Here is a 21,251-nt window from a genome sequence, read left to right as displayed (position 1 = left end):
TCGCCGTGGGTTACCCGAAATTACTGCTGGGTAGCCTGAATGGCAGTCAGGGCAACGGTGTAAACGATATCGTCTACCAGTGCGCCACGGGACAGATCGTTAACCGGCTTACGCATGCCTTGCAGCATTGGCCCGATGGAGATCAGGTCAGCAGAACGCTGTACCGCTTTGTACGTGGTGTTACCGGTGTTCAGATCCGGGAAGATGAACACGGTAGCTTGGCCAGCAACCGGTGAATTCGGCGCTTTGGATTTTGCAACGTCGGCCATTACTGCGGCGTCGTATTGCAACGGACCATCGATCACCAGGTCCGGGCGTTTTTCCTGTGCCAGACGGGTAGCTTCACGCACTTTTTCCACGTCGCTGCCCGCACCGGAGTTCCCGGTGGAGTAGGAGATCATGGCAACGCGCGGATCGATACCAAACGCAGCGGCGGAATCAGCGGACTGAATCGCAATTTCGGCCAGTTGTTCGGCGGTCGGATCCGGGTTGATGGCGCAGTCACCGTAGACAAACACTTGTTCCGGCAGCAGCATAAAGAACACGGAAGAGACCAGTGAACTGCCCGGAGAGGTTTTGATCAGCTGCAACGGCGGACGAATGGTGTTAGCGGTTGTGTGAACGGCACCGGAAACCAGACCGTCAACTTCGCCTTGTTCCAACATCAGGGTGCCCAGCACTACGTTGTCTTCCAGTTGCTCACGCGCAACCACTTCGGTCATGCCTTTGCTCTTACGCAGCTCAACCAGACGCGGAACATAGCGTTCGCGAACCGCTTCCGGATCGACAATCTCGATGCCTTTGCCCAGTTCAACACCCTGTGCAGCAGCAACGCGTTGGATCTCTTCCGGGTTACCCAGCAGTACGCAGTGTGTAATACCACGTTCGGCACAGATAGAGGCGGCTTTCACGGTACGCGGTTCGTCGCCTTCCGGCAGCACAACGCGTTTTCCCGCCTGGCGTGCCAGTTCGGTCAACTGATAGCGGAATGCCGGTGGAGACAGACGACGAGAACGCTCAGACGCGGCGCTCAGGGACTCGATCCACTGGCTGTCGATGTGGCGAGCCACGTAGTCTTGGACTTTCTCAACGCGTTCGCTGTCATCAGCCGGTACTTCCAGGCTGAAGCTTTGCAGGCTGAGCGAGGTCTGCCAGGTGTTGGTGTCTACCATAAATACCGGCAGGCCAGTCTGGAAGGCGCGTTCGCACAGTTTGGCGATGCTGGCATCGATTTCATAACCGCCAGTCAGCAGTACGGCACCGATTTCAACGCCGTTCATGGCCGCCAGGCACGCGGAGACCAGCACGTCAGGACGATCCGCTGAGGTCACCAGCAGGGAACCCGGACGGAAATGTTCTAACATGTGTGGGATGCTGCGTGCACAGAAGGTCACGGTTTTCACACGACGGGTCTGAATCTCGCCTTCATTGATGATGCGGGCATTCAGGTGTTTTGCCATGTCGATAGCGCGAGTGGCGATCAGATCGAAGCTCCACGGCACGCAACCCAGCACCGGCAACGGGCTGTTGGCAAACAGTTGTTTCGGATCGACGTTCGGCACGTCTGCTTTGCTGGAATCGTCGAAGATTTCAGACAAATCAGGACGGGTACGACCTTGCTCATCCACCGGGGCGTTCAGTTTATTGATGATAACGCCAGTGATGTTTTTGTTCTTGCTGCCGCCAAAGCTGCTGCGAGCCAGTTCGATGCGCTCTTTCAACTGGTCCGGAGAGTCGTTGCCCAGTGCGATAACGAACACGATTTCGGCGTTCAGGGTTTTGGCGATTTCATAGTTCAGCGCGTTGGCAAACTGATGTTTGCGCGTTGGCACCAGACCTTCTACCAACACCACTTCTGCATCTTTGGTGTTTTCGTGGTAGTTGGCGATGATCTCTTCCATCAGCACGTCTTGCTGGTTGGAACTGAGCAGCGCTTCAACGTGGCTCATTTTCAACGGTTCAGCCGCAGTGATGGCTGAGTTGGCGCGGATGATAGTGGTGGTCTGATCCGGCGTATTGTCGCCAGAACGCGGCTGCGCGATCGGTTTAAACACGCTCAGGCGCACGCCTTTTTGTTCCATGGAACGAATGACACCCAGGCTGACGCTTGTCAGACCAACGCTGGTGCCAGTGGGGATCAACATGATTGTACGGGACACGGCTAAACCTCTTTACGGTTGCTCGCTGAGTCAAAAACAGCTTGGTCAGAAACGACACCGTCAGCCTTGGCTGACGGTGTGGGATTACTTGTCTTACGCGGTGAGACGCAGGGCGTCTTGCGCGATAACCAACTCTTCGTTGGTCGGGATCACCAGCGCAGGGCGGCAGCCCTCTTTGCTGATGTTGCCGCCGTTGCCGAAGCGAGCGGCCAGGTTGCGTTCGTGGTCGACTTCAAAGCCCAGCAGGCCCAGTTTGTTCAACGTCAGTTCACGCACCATTGCGGCGTTTTCACCGATACCGCCGGTGAAGATAACGGCATCCAGACGGCCTTCCATCAGCGCACTGTAGGCACCGATGTATTTGGCCAGACGGTGGCAATACACGTCCATGGCACGTTTGGCATCAGCCTTGGTGGTGTAGTTATCTTCAACATAGCGGCAGTCGCTGGTGACTTCGGTCAGGCCCAGCAGACCAGATTCTTTGGTCAGCAGCTTGTTGATAGCCTCAACGCTCATGCCCAGAGAATCATGCAGGTGGAAGATGATCGCCGGGTCGATGTCACCGCTGCGGGTGCCCATGACCAGACCTTCCAGCGGGGTCAGACCCATGGAGGTATCAACACACTTACCGTTACGCACTGCGGTTACGGAACCGCCGTTGCCCAGGTGGCAAGTGATCAGGTTAACTTCGTCAACCGGCTTGTTCAGCGCTTCTGCGGCCTGTTGGGTCACAAAGAAGTGGCTGGTGCCGTGTGCGCCATAGCGGCGAACGTGATGCTCGGAGTACAGTTTGTACGGCAGCGCATACAGGTAGGATTCTCCCGGCATGGTCTGGTGGAATGCGGTGTCGAATACGGCAACGTTTTTGTTTGCCAACGCCGGGAATGATTTCAGGGCTTCGTCGATACCAATCAGGTGAGCCGGGTTGTGCAGCGGCGCGAACGGCACGGAATCTTTGATGCCTTGCAGTACGTCGTCGTTGATCACGGCAGACTGGGTGAATTTCTCGCCGCCGTGTACGATACGGTGACCGATAGCAACCAGTTGCGCGGAGAGTTCCGGTTTCTGTGCCAGAATGGTGTTAACAATGAAGTTCAACGCTTCGCTGTGTGCAGCGCCTGCGCCCAACGCAGCTTCCTGCTTGGCACCATCCATTTTCCATTTGAGACGGGCTTCAGGAAGGTGGAAACACTCGGCCAGACCTGACAGGTACTCTTCCCCGTTAACAGCATCGATGATAGCGAACTTCAGGGATGAACTACCGCAGTTAAGAACCAGTACTAACTTACTCGACATGGAAGTACCTACTTGTTATACATGGTGAACAAATGTCAAACAGCGCGTAGCGTAGCCTAAACAGCCGCTGACATTTATGACTAACGTCATGGCACGGTGTGATTTCCCTGACATGACCATGAAAAAGCGCCGATATGGCCTATTCGCATAGCATACTGGATGCACGGCGTGCGAAGATGACATATCGGCCCTGAAAAGCATGTGGCGAAAAATAAGGCGATAAATGTCGCGCCCGCACCAATGGTCCCCTGTTTTTTGCCTATGCTGTAGTTAATACAGTTGAAAACGGCATTCATCATCAAGTACGACGGTGAAAGGATCGTTATTCTGGCATGCAGCATGACCACGTTGGTTTAGTGACATGACTACTTTAGTATAGATTGCGACCTACGCCGAGGTAGGATACCGATAGCGTCAGGCAAACACAAAATATATTTTAAGTTTATCAAATAGAGTTGCTGGCTTGTTTTAGGATTTTATTTTTTATCTGTTATTTTGATGATGCAATTGAAAATGGTAATAACTGAAACGGTAACAAAGGAGTCGCCATGAAATCTCAACCAACTGACAAACGCGGGGGATGGCGTTTACTCCATTACGGGCAGCATTATATGAAAACCTGGCCGCTGGATAAACGTCTGGCGCCTGTTTTTCCTGAAAACCGCGTAGTACGTGCTACCTAGTTTGGCATTCGTTTTATGCCACCGCTGGCTGTGTTCACCTTAACCTGGCAGATTGCGCTGGGCGGCCAACTGGGGCCAGCGGTGGCGACCGCACTGTTTGCCTGTAGCCTGCCGTTACAGGGACTGTGGTGGTTAGGTCGCCGTTCGGTATCGCCGTTACCGCCAACGCTTTCCGAATGGTTCCACGATCTCCGCCTTAAACTGCAAGAGGCAGGGCAGGCGTTGGCACCGATTGAAGGTAAACCCACATATCAGATGCTGGCCGACGTGCTGAAACGTGCTTTTAAACAGCTGGACAAAACTTTCTTAGACGATCTGTGACCGTTTTCACCCTTTTTACCCGTCATACTTCAAGCTGCAGGTACGTTGGCTGTGCTCGTGCACCCGAATCACTTACCGTAGTAAGCTCATCGGGATGCACTCACTTGCCGCCTTCCTGCAACTCGAATTATTTAGGGTAGAGAATGTAGATAGCATGATTTTGTCCTTCCCCTCTGTTTTAAATCAAAAAACCGGAGGCTAGCGCTATCTTCCCACTTGGGGGTATGCGATTCTTATATCAGGTTAAACGAGTCAGCGGCGTCAGGCCGGTACTATAGAGGTTCAGGAGAGCACGATGGAAATGACCAATGCTCAGAGATTGATCCTTTCGAATCAATACAAAATGATGACGATGATGGATCCGGACAATGCAGAACGCTATCGTCGGCTGCAAACCATCGTCGAGCGTGGCTATGGGCTACAAATGCGTGAGTTGGATCGGGAATTTGGCGAACTCAGTGAAGACGTGTGCCGCACCATCATCAATATCATGGAAATGCACCACGCCTTGCAGGTTTCCTGGGATAACCTGAAAGACCGCAAGGATCTGGATCAGCGTCGTCTGACCTTTTTGGGCTTTGATGCCGCGACCGAAGCGCGCTACCTCGGCTTTGTGCGTTTTATGGTGCATGTGGAAGGTCGCTATCCGCATTTCGATTCCGGTACTCACGGTTTCAACGCACAGACCAAAATGTGGGAAAAATATAACCGCATGCTGGCGGTGTGGGTGTCCTGTCCACGTCAGTATCATTTAAGTGCCGTAGAGATTGCGCAAATCATCAATGCCTGAACCGGTGAAATAAAACAAAGAGGTGGTTGTGGAGTGTAAAGGTTTCCTGTTTGATTTGGATGGTACGTTGGTGGATTCATTGCCAGCCGTGGAGCGTGCCTGGGTTAATTGGGCGGTAGCCCATGATATTGAACCCCAGGAGGTGCTTGATTTTATCCATGGTAAACAGGCGATCACCTCGCTGCGCCACTTTTTACAGGGTAAAAGCGAAGCGGAGATCCAGCGTGAGTTTGATGAGCTGGAACGTACCGAAGCGTCTGACACGCAAGGCGTGCAGGCGATGCCGGGCGCAAGCCTGCTCCTTGAGCGTCTTAACGCGCTCGGCATTCCCTGGGCTATCGTGACATCAGGTACCGTGCCTATCGCCCATGCGCGTCATCGTGCCGGGCAATTGCCCCAGCCGCAGGTATTTATTACCGCCGAGCAGGTGGCTCGCGGTAAGCCGCAGCCGGATGCTTACCTGCTCGGTGCTTCAAGCCTGGGTCTGGAACCGCATGAATGCGTGGTGGTAGAAGATGCACCTGCCGGACTGGAATCCGGGTTAGCGGCAGGCTGCCGGGTGATTGCCGTCAATGCCCCAGCGGATACCCTGGCGTTAGAGGACGTTGATATGGTTCTGACATCGCTGACGCAACTGACCCTGAACCCCACCCCGAACGGTGTCCGGGTGCATAAGCTAACCGATTGATATACCCGTTATACTTCAAGTTGCATGTGCGTTGGCGGCACTCGCTCACCCGAATCACTTACTTATGTAAGCTCATCGGGATTCGCTCCCTTGCCGCGTTACGAGACGCATAAATGCGTCTCGCCCTAAAGGGCCAGCGCAGGCGCTGTTCAAAACGTTAACGTTTTGTCCTGCAACTCGAATTATTTAGGGTATAAAAGCGTAACTAAATATGATCAAAACCCCGCCTCGGCGGGGTTTTTTTATGGCAGACTACCCAAACAGACTTGGGTTAAGCGTGATTTTTTAGGCTGTTACCATCTGAACGGTTATAAGTGACCGTGTTGCCGCTGGCTTACGCGTTTTTTCGGGAGGATCTTTTGAACCGCGAACTGCTCTGGGTGTTATCCCTGCTGTTGATCGCTATCTTATTGTTTAGCAACAATAAGCTACGCATGGATGTGGTGGCGCTGCTGGTGATCATCGCCTTTGTGCTGAGCGGTACCTTAACGCTGTCGGATGCGCTAGTCGGCTTCAGCGACCCCAATGTGATCCTTATAGCCGCGCTGTTTGTTATTGGCGAAGGGCTGGTCAGAACCGGTGTGGCCTATCAGGTCGGGGAGTGGCTGATTCGCGTTGCGGGCAACAGTGAGATCAAAATGTTGGTGCTGCTGATGCTGACCGTGGCGGCGCTGGGCGCGTTTATGAGTTCCACTGGCGTGGTGGCGATCTTTATCCCTGTGGTGCTGAGCGTGTCGGCCAAAATGAAAACCTCACCAGGGCGGCTGATGATGCCGCTCAGTTTTGCCGGCCTGATCAGCGGGATGATGACGCTGGTGGCGACGCCGCCCAACATGGTGGTAAGCAGTGAGCTGATGCGTGATGGCAACCACGGTTTCGGCTTTTTCAGCGTCACGCCGATTGGTATCGTGCTGCTGCTGCTGGGCATCGCTTACATGCTGGTGGCTCGATTCTGGCTGAGCGGTGTCGATCCGCTAGCGGCGAACAAAGAGGGATGGAAGCGTAAGACGTTTCGCGATCTGATACGCGATTACAAACTGACGGGCAGGGCGCGTCGTTTGGCGATACTGCCGGGTTCACCTTTTATTGGCCACCGCCTTGATGATTTGCGGTTGCGCCAGCGCTACGGTGCTAACGTGGTGGGGATTGAACGCTGGCGTAAGTTCCGTCGCGTGATGGTCAGCGTGGCGGGCAACACCGAACTGCGTTTAAACGATGTGTTGCTGATCGATATGTCAGCCTCTGAGGTTGATTTGCGTGAATTTTGCGCCTCGCAGCGCTTGGAACCGATGGTGCTGCGCGGTGAGTACTTTTCCGAACAGGCGCGCGATGTCGGGATGGCTGAAGTGTCGCTGATCCCTGACTCTGAACTGATTGGCAAGACGCTTTATGACGTAGGCTTTCGTAGCCGTTACGGGCTTTCCGTGGTGGGTATCCGCCGCAATGGTGAGGCGATGGACGGATTGCTGGCCGACGAACCGCTGCAACTGGGAGATATCCTGCTGGTGATTGGCGATTGGCGAATGATCCGCCAACTGCAATCGCAAAAGCACGTGATGCTGGTGTTGAACCTGCCCGCCGAAGTGGATGATGTTGCGCCCGCGGTAAGTCAGGCTCCGCACGCGCTGTTCTGTCTGGCGCTGATGGTCGCCATGATGCTGACCGACGAGATCCCCAATGCGATTGCCGCCTTGATTGCCTGTTTGCTGATGGGTAAATTTCGCTGCATCGATATGGAGAGCGCTTACCGTGCAATCCACTGGCCGAGCTTGATTTTGATCGTCGGGATGATGCCGTTTGCGCTGGCGCTTCAGCAAACCGGTGGTGTGACGCTGATTGTTAACGGACTGATGGACATTGCCGGCGGCGCAGGGCCGCAAGTGATGCTGGTGTGCCTGTTTGTGCTGTGTGCGACCATCGGACTCTTTATTTCCAACACCGCTACCGCGGTGTTGATGGCCCCCATCGCCATTGCTGCGGCAAAACAGATGGGGGTTTCGCCGTATCCCTTCGCCATGATCGTGGCTATCGCCGCATCGGCGGCATTCATGACACCGGTTTCGTCACCGGTGAACACGCTGGTGCTCGGCCCGGGCGGCTACCGCTTTGGTGATTTCGTGAAAGTGGGTGTGCCGTTCACCGTGCTGGTGATGATTGTCAGCGTGATCATGGTGCCGTGGCTTTATGGTTTTTAACTATGGGTTTTAGGTTTTTTTTGATTCGCATAAAAAATTGTGCCGAGGTGGGCGGGGCCGCCGGGTGAGGCGCATGGATGCGGCGAAAGGCCGCGCCGCGCCGGGAGCGCGTCGCTGACGGCCCGAATCGCGGACACGGGTACCGAGGGAACCGCGTAGCGGCACAATTTCTTGCGAAAAGCCAGGGGCCATGGGGCGACGGCGATTGAGCCGCCCCATGTCGGGCGCGTGCACCTTGGTGTACAGAGAATCACGCGAGCTTTCGCGCACGAAACCTTAACAGCACTAACAGAAATACCGATATCAACGCCAGCGTTGCACGCTGATAATAACTTACAGGGTGGAACCCTGACTGATCTCATCCAGCGACAGGCTAAAACTCGGGATAAACACCTCCATAAAGTAGTCCATCTCCGGGCTTTGGCGCTGTTGCAGCTTCTTTTCCAGTCGGGTTTTGGCAAGGGCGAACTCGCTGTTACCGGCCGAAAGTTCTTCAAGACATTTCAGGTAAGCGCACAGGGCATCCGCCTGTTTGACGATGGCGTGCTCTTCTTCACTACAGCAACTGTCATCAATCAGTTGGCGATAATCCTGCTGTAATTCGGGCGGCAACATGGCGATCAGGCTGCGCTGTGCCAGCTTTTCTATCTTCTTATATTCATGGGCGATCTGCGCATTGAAATATTTGATAGGGGTCGGCATGTCCCCAGTCAGCACCTCGCTGGCATCGTGGTACATCGCCAGCATTCCGATGCGTTCTGCATTCAGGTTGCCGTTGAATTTGCGGTTTTTGATCACCGCCAGCGCGTGAGCAACAAAAGCTACTTGAAGGCTGTGCTCAGACACGTTTTCAGTGCGCACGTTGCGCATCAGCGGCCAGCGGCTAATCAGTTTCAAACGGGACAAGTGGGCGAAAAAGTGACTCTGATTCATCATGCTCTCTCAGACGGCAGCACCATAATCAGACATTGTGGCCGCTCTCGGGAAGGATGTAAACGCCTGCACATCGTGGAAAATGAGGCGCAGGCGTGATGTAAACAAGAGGGGTTACTGATGGTAGTGCGATAAGAAACGGCCCAGCTTGTGAATAGCGGAATCCAGCTCATCCACACGCGGCAGCGTGACGATACGCACGTGATCCGGGTGTGGCCAGTTAAACGCGGTACCTTGTACCAGCAGCACTTTTTCTTGCAGCAGCAGATCCAACACCATTTTTTGGTCATCATGGATATTGAAACGCTTGGCATCGATACGTGGGAACATGTAAAGCGCGCCTTGCGGTTTGACACAGGAGACTCCGGGGATCTGGTTGATCAGCTCCCAGGCGCGCAGACGCTGCTCATACAAGCGGCCACCGGGGTGGATGAACTCACTGATGCTCTGATAACCGCCCAGCGCAGTCTGAATGGCATGTTGCATAGGCACGTTGGCACACAGGCGCATCGACGCTAGCATTTCCAAGCCTTCGATATAGCCTTTCGCGTGTTTTTTCGGGCCGTTTAGCACCATCCATCCTTGACGAAAGCCGGCTACCCGGTAAGTTTTAGATAAACCATTAAACGTTACCGTCAGCAGATCCGGCGCCAGTGCGGCGATGGAGTGATGCTGTGCTTCGTCGTACAGAATTTTGTCGTAGATCTCGTCGGCAAAAATAATCAGGTTGTGCTGGCGTGCAATTTCTACTATTTCCATCAGCAGCGCTTTGCTGTAGACGGCACCGGTAGGGTTGTTGGGGTTGATGATCACGATACCGCGCGTGCGGGGGGTGATCTTGCTGCGAATGTCGTCCAGATCGGGGAACCACCCGGCTTCTTCATCACACAGATAGTGCACCGCATGCCCACTGGATAATGAGACTGCGGCGGTCCACAGCGGATAATCCGGTGCCGGAACCAGCATCTCATCGCCCGTGTTGAGCAACGCTTGCATGGATTGCACGATCAGTTCGGAGACGCCGTTGCCGATATACACATCTTCCAGCGTCATTTCACGCATTCCGCGTGCCTGATAATGCTGCACAATGGCCTTACGCGCGGAATAAAGTCCTTTGGAGTCGCAGTAACCTTGCGCAGTCGGTAAATTACGGATGACATCGACCAGAATTTCATCCGGTGCATCGAAACCGAACGGCGCAGGGTTGCCGATGTTGAGTTTGAGTACTTTATTTCCTTCTTCTTCCAGGCGCTTGGCTTCTTTTAGCACCGGACCGCGAATGTCATAGCAAACATTATCCAGCTTTTTAGACTTCTCAATGGGAGACATCATAGATAGAGCGAACCTTTTTCAGGAAAAGCGTATTTCGCGATGAAATAGCATAACCTGCCTAATGTACTCCTGTGTTTACCCCTTTTGAAGAATGATCGTCGATTTTAGTGCAATGCAGTGGGCGGCTGCACTGTTACTGTGCATCGATATCCCCATTGAATTGCATTAATCCCTCTTTGAAAAAGGGAGATAACGCATCCTGTGCGCCTTTCTTTTCCTCAGGCTATTTATTCGGAGCGTGAAAATATAATTTCCAGTATAAAGGCGGAGCGGTTGTTTTTTTACCGAGCGGATAATGATTCCCGACACTATTTGGTGGGGGCGTTAGCGGCTGGATGAAAAGGCGATAATGGTAACGAAACGTGAGTATTTTTTTGCCCTAATCGAACGACTGCGATACTGTTTCAACATGTATTGTAATTAACTATACATGTAATAAAACACCAGGAATGTTTGTTAAATACTAAAATAGATAAGTGAAAATCGTATGGCCAATGCAAATCGATCGGTACTCAATCTTGATCTCGATCTACTCAGAACGTTTGTAGCGGTAGCGGATTTGAACACTTTCGCTGCCGCCGCCGTGGCGGTTTGCCGCACGCAATCTGCGGTGAGCCAACAAATGCAACGACTGGAGCAACTGGTGGGGAAAGAGCTGTTCGCCCGCCACGGTCGAAACAAATTGCTGACGGAACACGGCGTGCAGTTTCTGGGTTATGCCCGCAAGATCCTGCAATTTAACGATGAAGCCTGCACCTCGCTGATGTACAGCGACATGCTTGGCTCGCTGGCGATCGGCGCGTGTGAAAATACGGCAGATAACATTTTGCCTACGCTTTTGCATCGCGTGACCACGCTGTTTCCCAAACTGACCATTGACGTTAGCGTAAAGCCTAGCCCAGAACTGCACAGTATGCTGGAAAAAAAAGCGATTGATTTGGCTATTACCACCATGTCGAGCGATAGTGCTGAGCAAATTTTGCTGCGCACCTCTCCGACCATGTGGTATTGCGCAGCGGATTATCGCTTTCGTCAGGACGAACCCGTGTCGCTGGTGTTACTGGATGAACCCAGCAATTTCCGCGCATTGGCGATCACCTTGCTCAATGAGGCGGGCATCCCCTGGCGTATTGCCTATGTCGCGTCAACGCTCCCGGCAGTGCGTGCTGCGGTGAAGGCTGGCCTGGGCGTGACGGTGCGAACGGTTGAGATGATGAACCCGGAACTGAGGGTATTGGGAACGGCAGACGGTTTACCGGTGCTTCCCGATACGCAATATTTTTTGTGCAAACGCCTGCAAGAAAGCAACACGTTGGCCGATGCCATTTTCAATGTGGTAGCGTCCGGCCACTACTATCGTGGCGCGTTGCTCTCTGGTGCCTCAGCCAGTGACGATAACAGCACCAGTGAGGGGGAGGCGGCGCTGAAAAACGCCCTGTTTATGTAATTCAGAACGTTGCACACGTTCATACGGGTATGGCGTAGTAGCAGGACGCCGTCACGGCTATGCCCGTTTTTTACTCCTTTCTGATTATCCCACTTCGTGATTATTCCCATTCACACGCGTTCCTTTTATCGTTATTCCACCCGCTTTCTAAGGCTTTGTATTTTATGAAAAGCCGTTTCTTATTTTTCAAATGAATGTTGCAAACTTTCAGCTGTTAACATTGGCGCTGACAATTGGGTTTTTTTACTAACTAAATTGACAAAATTGTGTGTTGGATCAAAAAATAACCCTATTAACGCTAAGGGGGACCGGGTTTTCCGCACGAAAATGGTATAGTGCTTGTGCATTATCACCTATCCTTTAGCTAGCAGGTTGTTAACAATTGTACCTGTAAGAGCCAAACTGACTCGATTTAGCTGAAGCCTGAAAAGTGAAATGTTAACAAAACAGCGTGCATGTTAAGTTATGTGCTGTTATTTTTAGTAAGGTTGAAAAAAGGTTACAAAATAAAGGACGCAACCACTGCAAAAAGCACTTAACGTAGATGTTTTACGCACTATTTGCAGGGTGATTATCCTTCCTTTTAATCGATGTGACGCCTTAACTGCCAGTAGAGCAGGTGTTCAACGTCACTTTTGATGAGTAAGCAAGAGAATGTCAACAACGACTGAAATCCTCGCCCATCACTGGGCATTTGCGCTATTCGTTATCATCGCCGTCGGCCTGTGCGGCTTCATGCTGCTGGGCGGCTTCCTGCTAGGCGGGAGAGCCAGGGCAAGGGCAAAGAACGTTCCCTATGAATCCGGGATTGACTCGGTTGGCTCTGCGCGTATGCGCCTGTCCGCCAAGTTCTATCTGGTTGCCATGTTTTTCGTTATTTTCGACGTTGAAGCCCTGTATCTCTATGCCTGGGCCGTTTCCATTCGGGAAAGCGGCTGGCTGGGCTTCATCGAAGCTGCCATTTTCATTTTGGTGTTGTTGGCGGGGTTGGTCTACCTGGTCCGTATCGGCGCGCTCGACTGGACGCCGACGCGTTCAAAACGGCAGGTTATCAAGTCTGACTTTCCGGTTAACACTACCAACACTCATCCGCAGTAACAGCGAGGCACTTTAAGATGGACTATACGCTCACCCGCATAGAGCCGGACGGTGAGAATGACCGTTATCCCCTGCAACGCCAGGAGATCGTCACCGATCCCCTGGAACAGCATGTTCACCGCAGTGTCTTCATGGGAAACCTGGAGCATGCCTTACACGATACGGTTAACTGGGGCCGCAAGAATTCACTGTGGCCCTACAACTTCGGTCTTTCCTGCTGCTATGTGGAAATGGTGACTTCGTTCACTGCCGTGCATGATGTGGCGCGCTTTGGTTCTGAAGTGTTACGTGCTTCGCCGCGTCAGGCTGACTTCATGGTGGTGGCCGGAACCTGTTTCACCAAAATGGCCCCGGTCATTCAACGCCTGTATGAACAGATGCTGGAGCCGAAATGGGTGATTTCCATGGGGGCGTGCGCCAACTCCGGCGGCATGTACGACATCTACTCTGTAGTGCAGGGCGTTGATAAGTTCCTGCCGGTAGATGTTTATATCCCGGGCTGCCCGCCGCGTCCTGAAGCCTATATGCAAGCGTTGCTGCTGCTCAAAGAGTCTATTGGTCAAGAGCGCCGCCCTCTGTCATGGGTGGTGGGAGAGCAGGGCGTGTATCGCGCCAACATGCAATCTGAGCGCGAACGCAAACGTGAAGAGCGTATTGCGGTGACGAACCTGCGTTCGCCTGACGAGATTTAATCTGTTAATGGCAAGCAGATTGGCTGCGTAATACTACTCTCACAGGGTAGCAAGATAATAAACGGCAGCCGCACCATTAACAGAATGGCAAAATTACCGTGGTGACCTATTTATGACAGATTTAACGACGCACGACCTCGCGCAGCCGGCCTGGGCTACCCGCGATCACCGGGATGATCCCGTCGTTGGCGAGCTGTGTAACCGTTTTGGACCCGAAGCCTTTACCGTGCAGGCAACCCGTACCGGGATGCCCGTTGTTTGGGTAAAGCGTGAGCAATTACTGGACGTTGTCGCGTTCCTGAAAAAACTGCCTAAACCCTATGTGATGCTGTTCGATCTGCACGGGGTGGATGAGCGCCTGCGCACTCACCGTGAAGGCTTGCCTGCTGCAGACTACTCCGTCTTCTATCACTTTATCTCCATTGAACGTAATCGCGACATCATGATCAAGGTGCCATTGTCTGAAAATGACCTGCGCCTGCCGACCATGGTGAAACTGTTCCCTAACGCCAACTGGTATGAGCGTGAAGTGTGGGATATGTTCGGTATCACGTTTGATGGGCACCCACACCTGACGCGCATTATGATGCCGCAGACGTGGGAAGGGCACCCGTTGCGCAAAGACTACCCGGCGCGAGCTACTGAATTCGATCCCTTTGTGCTGACCAAGCAGAAAGAAGATCTGGAGATGGAATCCCTGACCTTCAAACCGGAAGACTGGGGCATGAAGCGCGGGACGGAAAACGAAGATTTCATGTTCCTTAACCTCGGTCCGAACCACCCCTCATCACACGGGGCGTTTCGCATCATCTTGCAACTGGATGGTGAAGAGGTTGTCGATTGTATTCCTGATGTGGGCTATCACCACCGCGGTGCGGAGAAGATGGGCGAGCGCCAGTCCTGGCACAGCTATATCCCGTATACCGACCGTATCGAATACCTGGGCGGCTGCGTCAATGAAATGCCCTATGTATTAGCCGTAGAGAAACTGGCAGGGATTGTGGTGCCGGAACGTGTGAACGTTATCCGCGTCATGCTCTCAGAGCTGTTCAGAATAAACAGCCACCTGCTTTACATCAGTACCTTTATTCAAGACGTTGGCGCCATGACGCCGGTCTTTTTTGCCTTTACCGATCGCCAGAAAATTTATGATTTGGTGGAAGCCATCACCGGTTTCCGTATGCACCCGGCCTGGTTCCGCATCGGCGGGGTGGCGCACGACCTGCCGCGCGGCTGGGAACGTCTGCTGCGTGAATTCCTGGACTGGATGCCCAAGCGTCTGGATACCTACGTCACCGCTGCGCTGAAAAACACCATCCTCAAAGGTCGTACGCAAGGCGTGGCAGCGTACAACGCTAAAGAAGCCTTGGAGTGGGGCGTCACAGGGGCGGGACTGCGCGCCACCGGCGTGGCGTTCGACGTGCGTAAATGGCGTCCGTACTCCGGCTATGAAAACTTTGACTTTGAAGTCCCGGTCGGCGATGGCATCAGTGACTGCTATGCCCGCGTCATGCTGAAAGTGGAAGAGCTGCGCCAGAGCTTGCGGATTCTGGAGCAATGCCTGAACAACATGCCGGAAGGCCCGTTCAAGGCCGATCACCCGCTGACCACGCCGCCGCCGAAAGAGCGCACGTTGCAGCACATTGAAACGCTGATCAACCACTTCCTTCAGGTTTCCTGGGGGCCGGTGATGCCGGAAAACGAATCGTTCCAGATGATCGAAGCGACGAAAGGCATCAACAGTTATTACCTGACCAGCGACGGCGGCACCATGAGCTACCGCACCCGTATTCGCACCCCAAGCTACGCGCATTTGCAGCAGATCCCTTCCGTGATTCGCGGTTGTCTGGTGTCTGACCTGATCGTGTATCTCGGGAGTATTGATTTCGTTATGTCAGATGTGGATCGCTAATTATGCATGATCAAGACACTCAACAACCTATTAACGCCGCAGCCGATGCCGCGCCGAACGAGTCTGTTTTTGTATTGAGCGACGCTGAGCGCGATGCCATCGAGCATGAGAAACATCATTACGAAGATGCGCGTGCGGCGTCCATCGAAGCGTTGAAAATTGTTCAGAAACATCGTGGCTGGGTGCCGGATGGCGCTATCCATGCCATTGCTGACATTCTGGGGATTCCGGCCAGCGATGTGGAAGGCGTGGCGACGTTTTACAGCCAGATTTTCCGTCAACCGGTCGGACGACACGTGATTCGCTATTGCGACAGCGTGGTGTGTTACATCAACGGTTTTCAGGGCGTGCAAGCAGCGCTGGAGCGAAAACTGAAGATCAAGCCCGGTCAAACCACCTTTGACGGCCGTTTCACCCTGCTGCCGACCTGCTGCCTGGGCAACTGTGACAAAGGCCCGTCGATGATGATCGACGAGGACACGCACAGTCATGTCAAGCCTGACGATATCGATTCGCTATTGGAGCCGTATCAATGAGTATGAACAGGATTTTGACGCCCGAACAGCATCCGCTGACCTGGCGTCTGCGCGATGATAAGCAGCCGGTATGGCTTGACGAATACCGCGCAAAGAATGGGTATGTGGCGGCGCAGAAAGCGCTCAGCGGTATGGCTCAGGACGAGGTGGTTAGCCTGGTAAAAGACGCGGGCCTGAAAGGGCGCGGCGGTGCGGGCTTCTCCACGGGGCTGAAATGGAGCCTGATGCCGAAAGACGAAAGCATGAACATCCGCTATCTGCTGTGTAACGCGGATGAGATGGAGCCGGGCACCTACAAAGACCGTCTGCTGATGGAACAACTGCCGCACCTGCTGGTGGAAGGCATGTTGATCAGCGCGTTCGCGCTTAAGGTCTATCGCGGCTATATCTTCCTGCGTGGCGAATACGTAGAGGCAGCCGTTAACCTGCGTCGCGCCATCGAAGAAGCCAAACAGGCGGGCCTGCTCGGCAAAAATATTCTCGGTAGCGGATTCGATTTCGAACTGTTCGTGCACACCGGCGCCGGTCGTTATATCTGTGGTGAAGAAACCGCGCTGATCAACTCACTGGAAGGCCGGCGTGCGAATCCGCGTTCCAAGCCACCGTTCCCAGCCTCTGCCGGCGCGTGGGGCAAACCGACCTGCGTAAACAACGTAGAAACCCTGTGTAACGTGCCTGCGATTATCGCACACGGTGCCGAATGGTATCAGGGGCTGTCTGCTGGCAAGAGTAAGGATGCAGGGACCAAACTGATGGGGTTCTCTGGCCGGGTGAAAAACCCTGGTTTGTGGGAACTGCCGTTTGGCACCACGGCACGCGAGATTTTGGAAGACTATGCGGGCGGCATGCGCGACGGGTTTAAATTCAAAGCCTGGCAGCCGGGCGGCGCGGGGACCGATTTCTTCACTGAAGCGCACCTCGATCTGCCGATGGATTTCGAGCATATCGCCAAGGCAGGCAGCCGTCTCGGCACGGCGTTGGCCATGGCGGTCGATCACGAGATCAACATGGTGGGTCTGACCCGTAATCTCGAAGAGTTCTTTGCCCGTGAATCTTGTGGCTGGTGTACACCGTGTCGTGACGGTTTACCGTGGAGCGTGAAGATCCTGCGAGCGCTGGAGCGAGGCGAAGGGCAACCCGGCGATATTGAAACGCTGGAACAACTGTGCCGCTTCCTGGGGCCGGGTAACACCTTCTGCGCCCATGCGCCAGGTGCCGTTGAGCCGTTGCAAAGTGCTATCAAGTATTTCCGTGACGAATTTGAAGCGGGTATTGCGCCGCAATATCTGGGAAATACCAAAGCAATTGGCGGTATTCAGCCGAACCTGCTGAAAGAGCGTTGGTAATCAAGCCGACAATAACAGGAGACGAAACACGTCTCCGCTGGCGGATAGCCTGCTCTTATTACAGAATTTTTGATTAGCGCCTGTGGCAACACGGGCCATTATGGAAGCATGCTGACTATGGCTACGATTCATGTAGACGGCAAAGAGTATGAGGTGAACGGCTCGGACAACCTGCTAGAGGCTTGTCTGACGCTGGGGCTTGATATTCCTTACTTTTGCTGGCATCCCGCGCTGGGTAGCGTCGGTTCCTGCCGCCTCTGCGCGGTGAAGCAGTACCAGAATGCGGAGGACACGCGTGGCCGTCTGGTCATGTCCTGCATGACCCCCGCAACCGATGGCGCGTTTATCGCCATCGACGATGAGGAAGCCAAACTGTTCCGTAAAACCATCGTCGAATTCCTGATGACTAACCACCCGCACGACTGTCCGGTCTGCGAAGAGGGTGGTAACTGTCATTTACAGGATATGACGGTGATGACGGGACACAACTTCCGCCGCTATCGCTTTACCAAACGTACTCACCGCAATCAGGATCTGGGGCCGTTTATCTCTCATGAGATGAACCGCTGCATCGCCTGCTATCGCTGTGTGCGTTACTACAAGGACTACGCCGGTGGCACTGATTTGGGCGTGTATGGTGCCCATGACAACGTCTACTTTGGTCGTCCTGAAGATGGCGTGTTGGAAAGTGAATTTTCCGGCAACCTGGTCGAAGTGTGTCCGACTGGGGTGTTCACCGATAAAACCCACTCTGCGCGCTACAACCGCAAATGGGATATGCAGTTTGCGCCCAGCGTCTGCCAGCAGTGCAGCGTCGGGTGTAACACCAGCCCCGGCGAGCGTTACGGCGAGCTGCGTCGTATCGAAAACCGCTACAACGGTAGCGTGAACCACTATTTCCTGTGTGACCGTGGCCGTTTTGGTTATGGCTACGTCAATGCGAAAGATCGTCCGCGTCAGCCGTTGCAGCGTCGTGGCGATGACTGGATTGCCCTGAATGCCGATCAGGCGTTGCAAGGGGCGGCGGATGTGCTGCGTCAGTCAAAACGCGTCATCGGTATTGGCTCTCCGCGCGCCAGCGTAGAAAGCAACTTTGCGTTGCGCGAATTGGTGGGGGCGGAAAGTTTCTACACCGGTATTGCCCACGCTGAGCAGGCGCGTTTACAGCTGATCCTCAACGTGTTGCGCGACAGCGGTGTACGTACCCCGATGCTGCGTGATATCGAAAGCTATGACGCCGTACTGGTGCTGGGTGAAGATTTGACCCAAACCGGCGCGCGTATTGCGCTGGCGGTACGTCAGGCGGTGAAGGGGAAAGCGCGTGAAATGGCGGCGGCACAAAAAGTGGCAGACTGGCAGATTGCGGCCATTCTCAACATCGGCCAACACGCCAAGCATCCGCTGTTTATGACCTCGGTAGATAAAACCCGTCTGGATGATATCGCTGCCTGGAACTACCGCGCACCGGTAGAGGATCAGGCGCGCCTTGGCTTCGCCATTGCTCACGCATTGGATGAAAATGCCCCTGCAGTCACCGATTTGGATGCGTCGCTGGCACCGAAAGTTGACGTTATCGTGCAGGCACTGGCAGGCGCTAAAAAGCCGCTGATTATCTCTGGTACCCATTCTGGTAGCGAAGCGATTATCGAAGCGGCAGCCAACGTGGCGAAAGCGCTTAAACAACGTGGTTCTGATGTTGGTGTGACCTTTGTCGCTTCTGCGGCAAACAGCATTGGCCTGTCAATGATGGGTGGCGGTTCGCTGGACGATGCGCTGGCGCAGTTGGAGAGCGGTGCCGCCGATAGCGTGGTGGTGCTGGAAAACGATCTCTATCGTCACGCCCCGCAGGCGCGTGTCGATGCAGCGCTGGCGAAAGCCACCAATCTGATCGTGCTGGATCATCAGCGCACCGCGATCATGGACAACGCGTCGTTAATCCTCTCTGCCGCCAGTTTTGCTGAAAGCGACGGTACGCTGATCAATCAGGAAGGTCGCGCTCAGCGTTTCTTCCAGGTGTACGATCCGGCCTACTACGACAACAGCGTGGTGATGCTGGAAAGCTGGCGTTGGTTGCATTCGCTGGCGACCACCTACCAGAGCCGCAAGGTCGATTGGACACAGCTGGATCACGTGATTGATGCCTGTGTAACCGCGTTGCCGCAGCTGGCGGGTATCAAAGACGCTGCGCCAGACGCCAATTTCCGTATCAACGGGCAGAAACTGGCGCGTTCGCCCAATCGCTCCAGTGGCCGTACCGCGATGCGCGCCAATATCAGCGTGCATGAACCGCGTCAGCCACAAGACAAAGACACCATGTTCGCCTTCTCGATGGAAGGGAACAACAGCCCGACGGCCGCGCGCCAGCAGATTCCGTTTGCCTGGTCTCCCGGTTGGAACTCCCCGCAGGCGTGGAACAAATTCCAGGACGAAGTGGGCGGTCATCTGCGCCATGGCGATCCGGGTGTGCGTTTGATCGAAGCGGGCGAAGGCAAACTGGGTTACTTTGACGCCATTCCGGCAGCGTTTAACGCACAGCCGGGACAGTGGCGCGTCGCACCTTACTACCATCTGTTCGGCAGTGAAGAGATGACGCAGCGCGCTGCGGTTATCCAACAACGTATGGATGAGGCTTACGTGATGGTCAGTCTTGCCGATGCCGCGCTGCTGGGGGTTAACGCTGGCGCGCTGCTTGAGCTGCGCTGTCAGGGCCAGACCCTGCGCCTGCCGCTGCGACTGAGCGACGCTCTGCGCCAGGGACAGGTTGGATTGCCGTTAGGGTTCCCAGGTATTGCGCCGTCGCTGGCAGGGGCAACCATTGAAAGTCTGCGGGAGGCTGCACAATGAGCTGGTTAACACCGGAGGTTATGGATACCTTGATCGCTGTCGGCAAAGCCGTGGTGATCCTGCTGGTGGTCGTCACCTGCGGCGCATTCATGAGTATGGGCGAACGTCGCCTTCTGGGGCTGTTCCAAGGGCGTTACGGACCTAACCGCGTGGGCTGGGGCGGATCATTGCAGCTGGTTGCTGACATGATCAAGATGTTCTTTAAAGAGGACTGGGTGCCGCGCTTTACCGACCGCGTGATTTTCACGCTGGCACCGGTCATTGCCTTTACCTCGCTGTTGCTCTCGTTTGCGATTGTGCCGGTCACACCGACCTGGGGCGTAGCCGATTTAAACATCGGCCTACTGTTCTTCCTGATGATGGCGGGGCTGGCGGTGTACGCCGTGCTGTTCGCTGGTTGGGCGAGCGGTAACAAATACTCCCTGCTTGGGGCGGTGCGTGCATCAGCACAAACGCTGAGCTACGAAGTGTTTCTCGGTCTGTCGCTGATGGGCGTGGTCGCACAGGCGGGCTCGTTCAACATGCGCGATATCGTCGAATCTCAAGCGCACTTGTGGAACGTCATTCCGCAGTTCTTCGGCTTTTTGACCTTTGCCATCGCCGGTGTAGCGGTGTGCCACCGCCATCCTTTCGACCAACCGGAAGCGGAGCAAGAACTGGCGGATGGTTACCACATCGAATATTCCGGTATGAAATTCGGTCTGTTCTTCGTCGGGGAATACATCGGCATCGTGACCGTATCGGCGCTGATGGTAACGCTGTTCTTCGGCGGCTGGCATGGGCCGTTGTTACCGCCTTTCGTTTGGTTTGCGCTGAAAACCGGCTTCTTCATGATGATGTTCATCCTGATCCGTGCCTCGTTGCCGCGTCCGCGCTATGACCAGGTGATGACCTTCGGGTGGACCGTCTGCTTGCCGTTAACGCTGCTTAATCTGCTGGCGACGGCGGCCGTGATTTTGTACAACGCACAGTAAAGGGA

Annotated in this window: 15 protein-coding genes and 1 pseudogene; 12 read left to right on the top strand and 4 right to left on the bottom strand. The window is 54.4% G+C overall.

All coding sequences use genetic code 11. From position 1 onward, the window contains the following. Positions 1-20 precede the first annotated feature (20 nt). Together pta and ackA are read right to left on the bottom strand one after the other, a co-directional pair. The gene (gene pta / locus K6K13_RS14055; protein WP_222157567.1) at positions 21-2,159 is read right to left on the bottom strand and encodes a phosphate acetyltransferase; all 2,139 of its coding nucleotides are present in this window, start codon (positions 2,157-2,159) and stop codon (positions 21-23) included. Between the two features lie 93 nt (positions 2,160-2,252). Continuing rightward, positions 2,253-3,455 carry an acetate kinase gene (gene ackA / locus K6K13_RS14050; protein WP_222157566.1) on the bottom strand — a complete coding sequence of 401 codons (1,203 nt, stop codon included), beginning with the start codon at positions 3,453-3,455 and terminating at the stop codon, positions 2,253-2,255. A gap of 548 nt (positions 3,456-4,003) precedes the next feature. On the opposite strand from ackA, the pseudogene yfbV reads away from it, so the two are divergent. From yfbV to K6K13_RS14030, 4 genes and pseudogenes are all read left to right on the top strand, one after another. Then, positions 4,004-4,459, top strand: a pseudogene (gene yfbV / locus K6K13_RS14045) (terminus macrodomain insulation protein YfbV). 295 nt (positions 4,460-4,754) lie between these two features. Next, entirely contained in the window at positions 4,755-5,249 is a 495-nt protein-coding gene (locus K6K13_RS14040) for a YfbU family protein (protein ID WP_222157565.1), read from the top strand. A 28-nt stretch (positions 5,250-5,277) separates the two neighbouring features. Then, the gene (locus tag K6K13_RS14035) at positions 5,278-5,937 is read left to right on the top strand and encodes a sugar phosphatase (protein WP_222157564.1); all 660 of its coding nucleotides are present in this window, start codon (positions 5,278-5,280) and stop codon (positions 5,935-5,937) included. Between the two features lie 359 nt (positions 5,938-6,296). Continuing rightward, complete coding sequence (locus K6K13_RS14030; RefSeq protein WP_222157563.1) at positions 6,297-8,132, top strand: SLC13 family permease; 1,836 nt, start codon at positions 6,297-6,299, stop codon at positions 8,130-8,132. Between the two features lie 333 nt (positions 8,133-8,465). Here K6K13_RS14030 and yfbR read toward each other — a convergent pair whose 3' ends face one another. Then, positions 8,466-9,065, bottom strand: a complete 600-nt coding sequence (yfbR, locus tag K6K13_RS14025) for a 5'-deoxynucleotidase (RefSeq protein ID WP_222161100.1) — start codon at positions 9,063-9,065, stop codon at positions 8,466-8,468. 114 nt (positions 9,066-9,179) lie between these two features. Continuing rightward, positions 9,180-10,394, bottom strand: a complete 1,215-nt coding sequence (locus K6K13_RS14020; RefSeq protein ID WP_222161099.1) for a pyridoxal phosphate-dependent aminotransferase — start codon at positions 10,392-10,394, stop codon at positions 9,180-9,182. Positions 10,395-10,884: 490 nt separating this feature from the next. On the opposite strand from K6K13_RS14020, the gene K6K13_RS14015 reads away from it, so the two are divergent. The 8 genes from K6K13_RS14015 to nuoH all read left to right on the top strand — a co-directional run bounded on the left by K6K13_RS14015 (position 10,885) and on the right by nuoH (position 21,246). After that, positions 10,885-11,844, top strand: a complete 960-nt coding sequence (locus K6K13_RS14015) for a LysR family transcriptional regulator (RefSeq protein WP_222157562.1) — start codon at positions 10,885-10,887, stop codon at positions 11,842-11,844. Between the two features lie 654 nt (positions 11,845-12,498). Next, positions 12,499-12,942 carry an NADH-quinone oxidoreductase subunit A gene (locus tag K6K13_RS14010; protein WP_222157561.1) on the top strand — a complete coding sequence of 148 codons (444 nt, stop codon included), beginning with the start codon at positions 12,499-12,501 and terminating at the stop codon, positions 12,940-12,942. A gap of 17 nt (positions 12,943-12,959) precedes the next feature. After that, entirely contained in the window at positions 12,960-13,634 is a 675-nt protein-coding gene (locus K6K13_RS14005; RefSeq protein ID WP_222157560.1) for a NuoB/complex I 20 kDa subunit family protein, read from the top strand. Between the two features lie 112 nt (positions 13,635-13,746). Continuing rightward, entirely contained in the window at positions 13,747-15,546 is a 1,800-nt protein-coding gene (gene nuoC, locus K6K13_RS14000; RefSeq protein WP_222157559.1) for an NADH-quinone oxidoreductase subunit C/D, read from the top strand. Positions 15,547-15,548: 2 nt separating this feature from the next. Then, positions 15,549-16,082, top strand: coding sequence for an NADH-quinone oxidoreductase subunit NuoE (nuoE, locus tag K6K13_RS13995; RefSeq protein WP_222157558.1), 534 nt, complete (start codon positions 15,549-15,551; stop codon positions 16,080-16,082). Beyond that, complete coding sequence (gene nuoF / locus K6K13_RS13990; protein ID WP_222157557.1) at positions 16,079-17,428, top strand: NADH-quinone oxidoreductase subunit NuoF; 1,350 nt, start codon at positions 16,079-16,081, stop codon at positions 17,426-17,428. The genes nuoE and nuoF overlap by 4 nt, the downstream gene beginning before the upstream one ends. Positions 17,429-17,536: 108 nt before the next feature. Next, positions 17,537-20,272, top strand: coding sequence for an NADH-quinone oxidoreductase subunit NuoG (nuoG, locus tag K6K13_RS13985; protein WP_222157556.1), 2,736 nt, complete (start codon positions 17,537-17,539; stop codon positions 20,270-20,272). Beyond that, on the top strand, positions 20,269-21,246 hold the full coding sequence (nuoH, locus tag K6K13_RS13980; RefSeq protein ID WP_222157555.1) for an NADH-quinone oxidoreductase subunit NuoH: 978 nt from the start codon (positions 20,269-20,271) through the stop codon (positions 21,244-21,246). Before nuoG ends, nuoH begins: the two co-directional genes overlap by 4 nt. Positions 21,247-21,251 lie beyond the last annotated feature (5 nt).

It is taken from the genome of Symbiopectobacterium purcellii, from assembly GCF_019797845.1.
GTDB classification, from domain to species: domain Bacteria; phylum Pseudomonadota; class Gammaproteobacteria; order Enterobacterales; family Enterobacteriaceae; genus Symbiopectobacterium; species Symbiopectobacterium purcellii.
Note: the sequence above shows the minus strand (reverse complement) of the source record. Positions and strands in the feature narration are given on the sequence as shown.

What these genes read in the sequence shown, in the direction of transcription:
- ackA (WP_222157566.1), bottom strand. Translation starts at nt 3,455, where the DNA reads ATGTCGAGTAAGTTAGTACTGGTTCTTAACTGCGGTAGTTCATCCCTG.
- K6K13_RS14040 (WP_222157565.1), top strand. Translation starts at nt 4,755, where the DNA reads ATGGAAATGACCAATGCTCAGAGATTGATCCTTTCGAATCAATACAAA.
- yfbR (WP_222161100.1), bottom strand. Translation starts at nt 9,065, where the DNA reads ATGAATCAGAGTCACTTTTTCGCCCACTTGTCCCGTTTGAAACTGATT.
- K6K13_RS14020 (WP_222161099.1), bottom strand. Translation starts at nt 10,394, where the DNA reads ATGTCTCCCATTGAGAAGTCTAAAAAGCTGGATAATGTTTGCTATGAC.
- K6K13_RS14015 (WP_222157562.1), top strand. Translation starts at nt 10,885, where the DNA reads ATGGCCAATGCAAATCGATCGGTACTCAATCTTGATCTCGATCTACTC.
- K6K13_RS14010 (WP_222157561.1), top strand. Translation starts at nt 12,499, where the DNA reads ATGTCAACAACGACTGAAATCCTCGCCCATCACTGGGCATTTGCGCTA.
- K6K13_RS14005 (WP_222157560.1), top strand. Translation starts at nt 12,960, where the DNA reads ATGGACTATACGCTCACCCGCATAGAGCCGGACGGTGAGAATGACCGT.
- nuoC (WP_222157559.1), top strand. Translation starts at nt 13,747, where the DNA reads ATGACAGATTTAACGACGCACGACCTCGCGCAGCCGGCCTGGGCTACC.
- nuoE (WP_222157558.1), top strand. Translation starts at nt 15,549, where the DNA reads ATGCATGATCAAGACACTCAACAACCTATTAACGCCGCAGCCGATGCC.
- nuoF (WP_222157557.1), top strand. Translation starts at nt 16,079, where the DNA reads ATGAGTATGAACAGGATTTTGACGCCCGAACAGCATCCGCTGACCTGG.
- nuoG (WP_222157556.1), top strand. Translation starts at nt 17,537, where the DNA reads ATGCTGACTATGGCTACGATTCATGTAGACGGCAAAGAGTATGAGGTG.
- nuoH (WP_222157555.1), top strand. Translation starts at nt 20,269, where the DNA reads ATGAGCTGGTTAACACCGGAGGTTATGGATACCTTGATCGCTGTCGGC.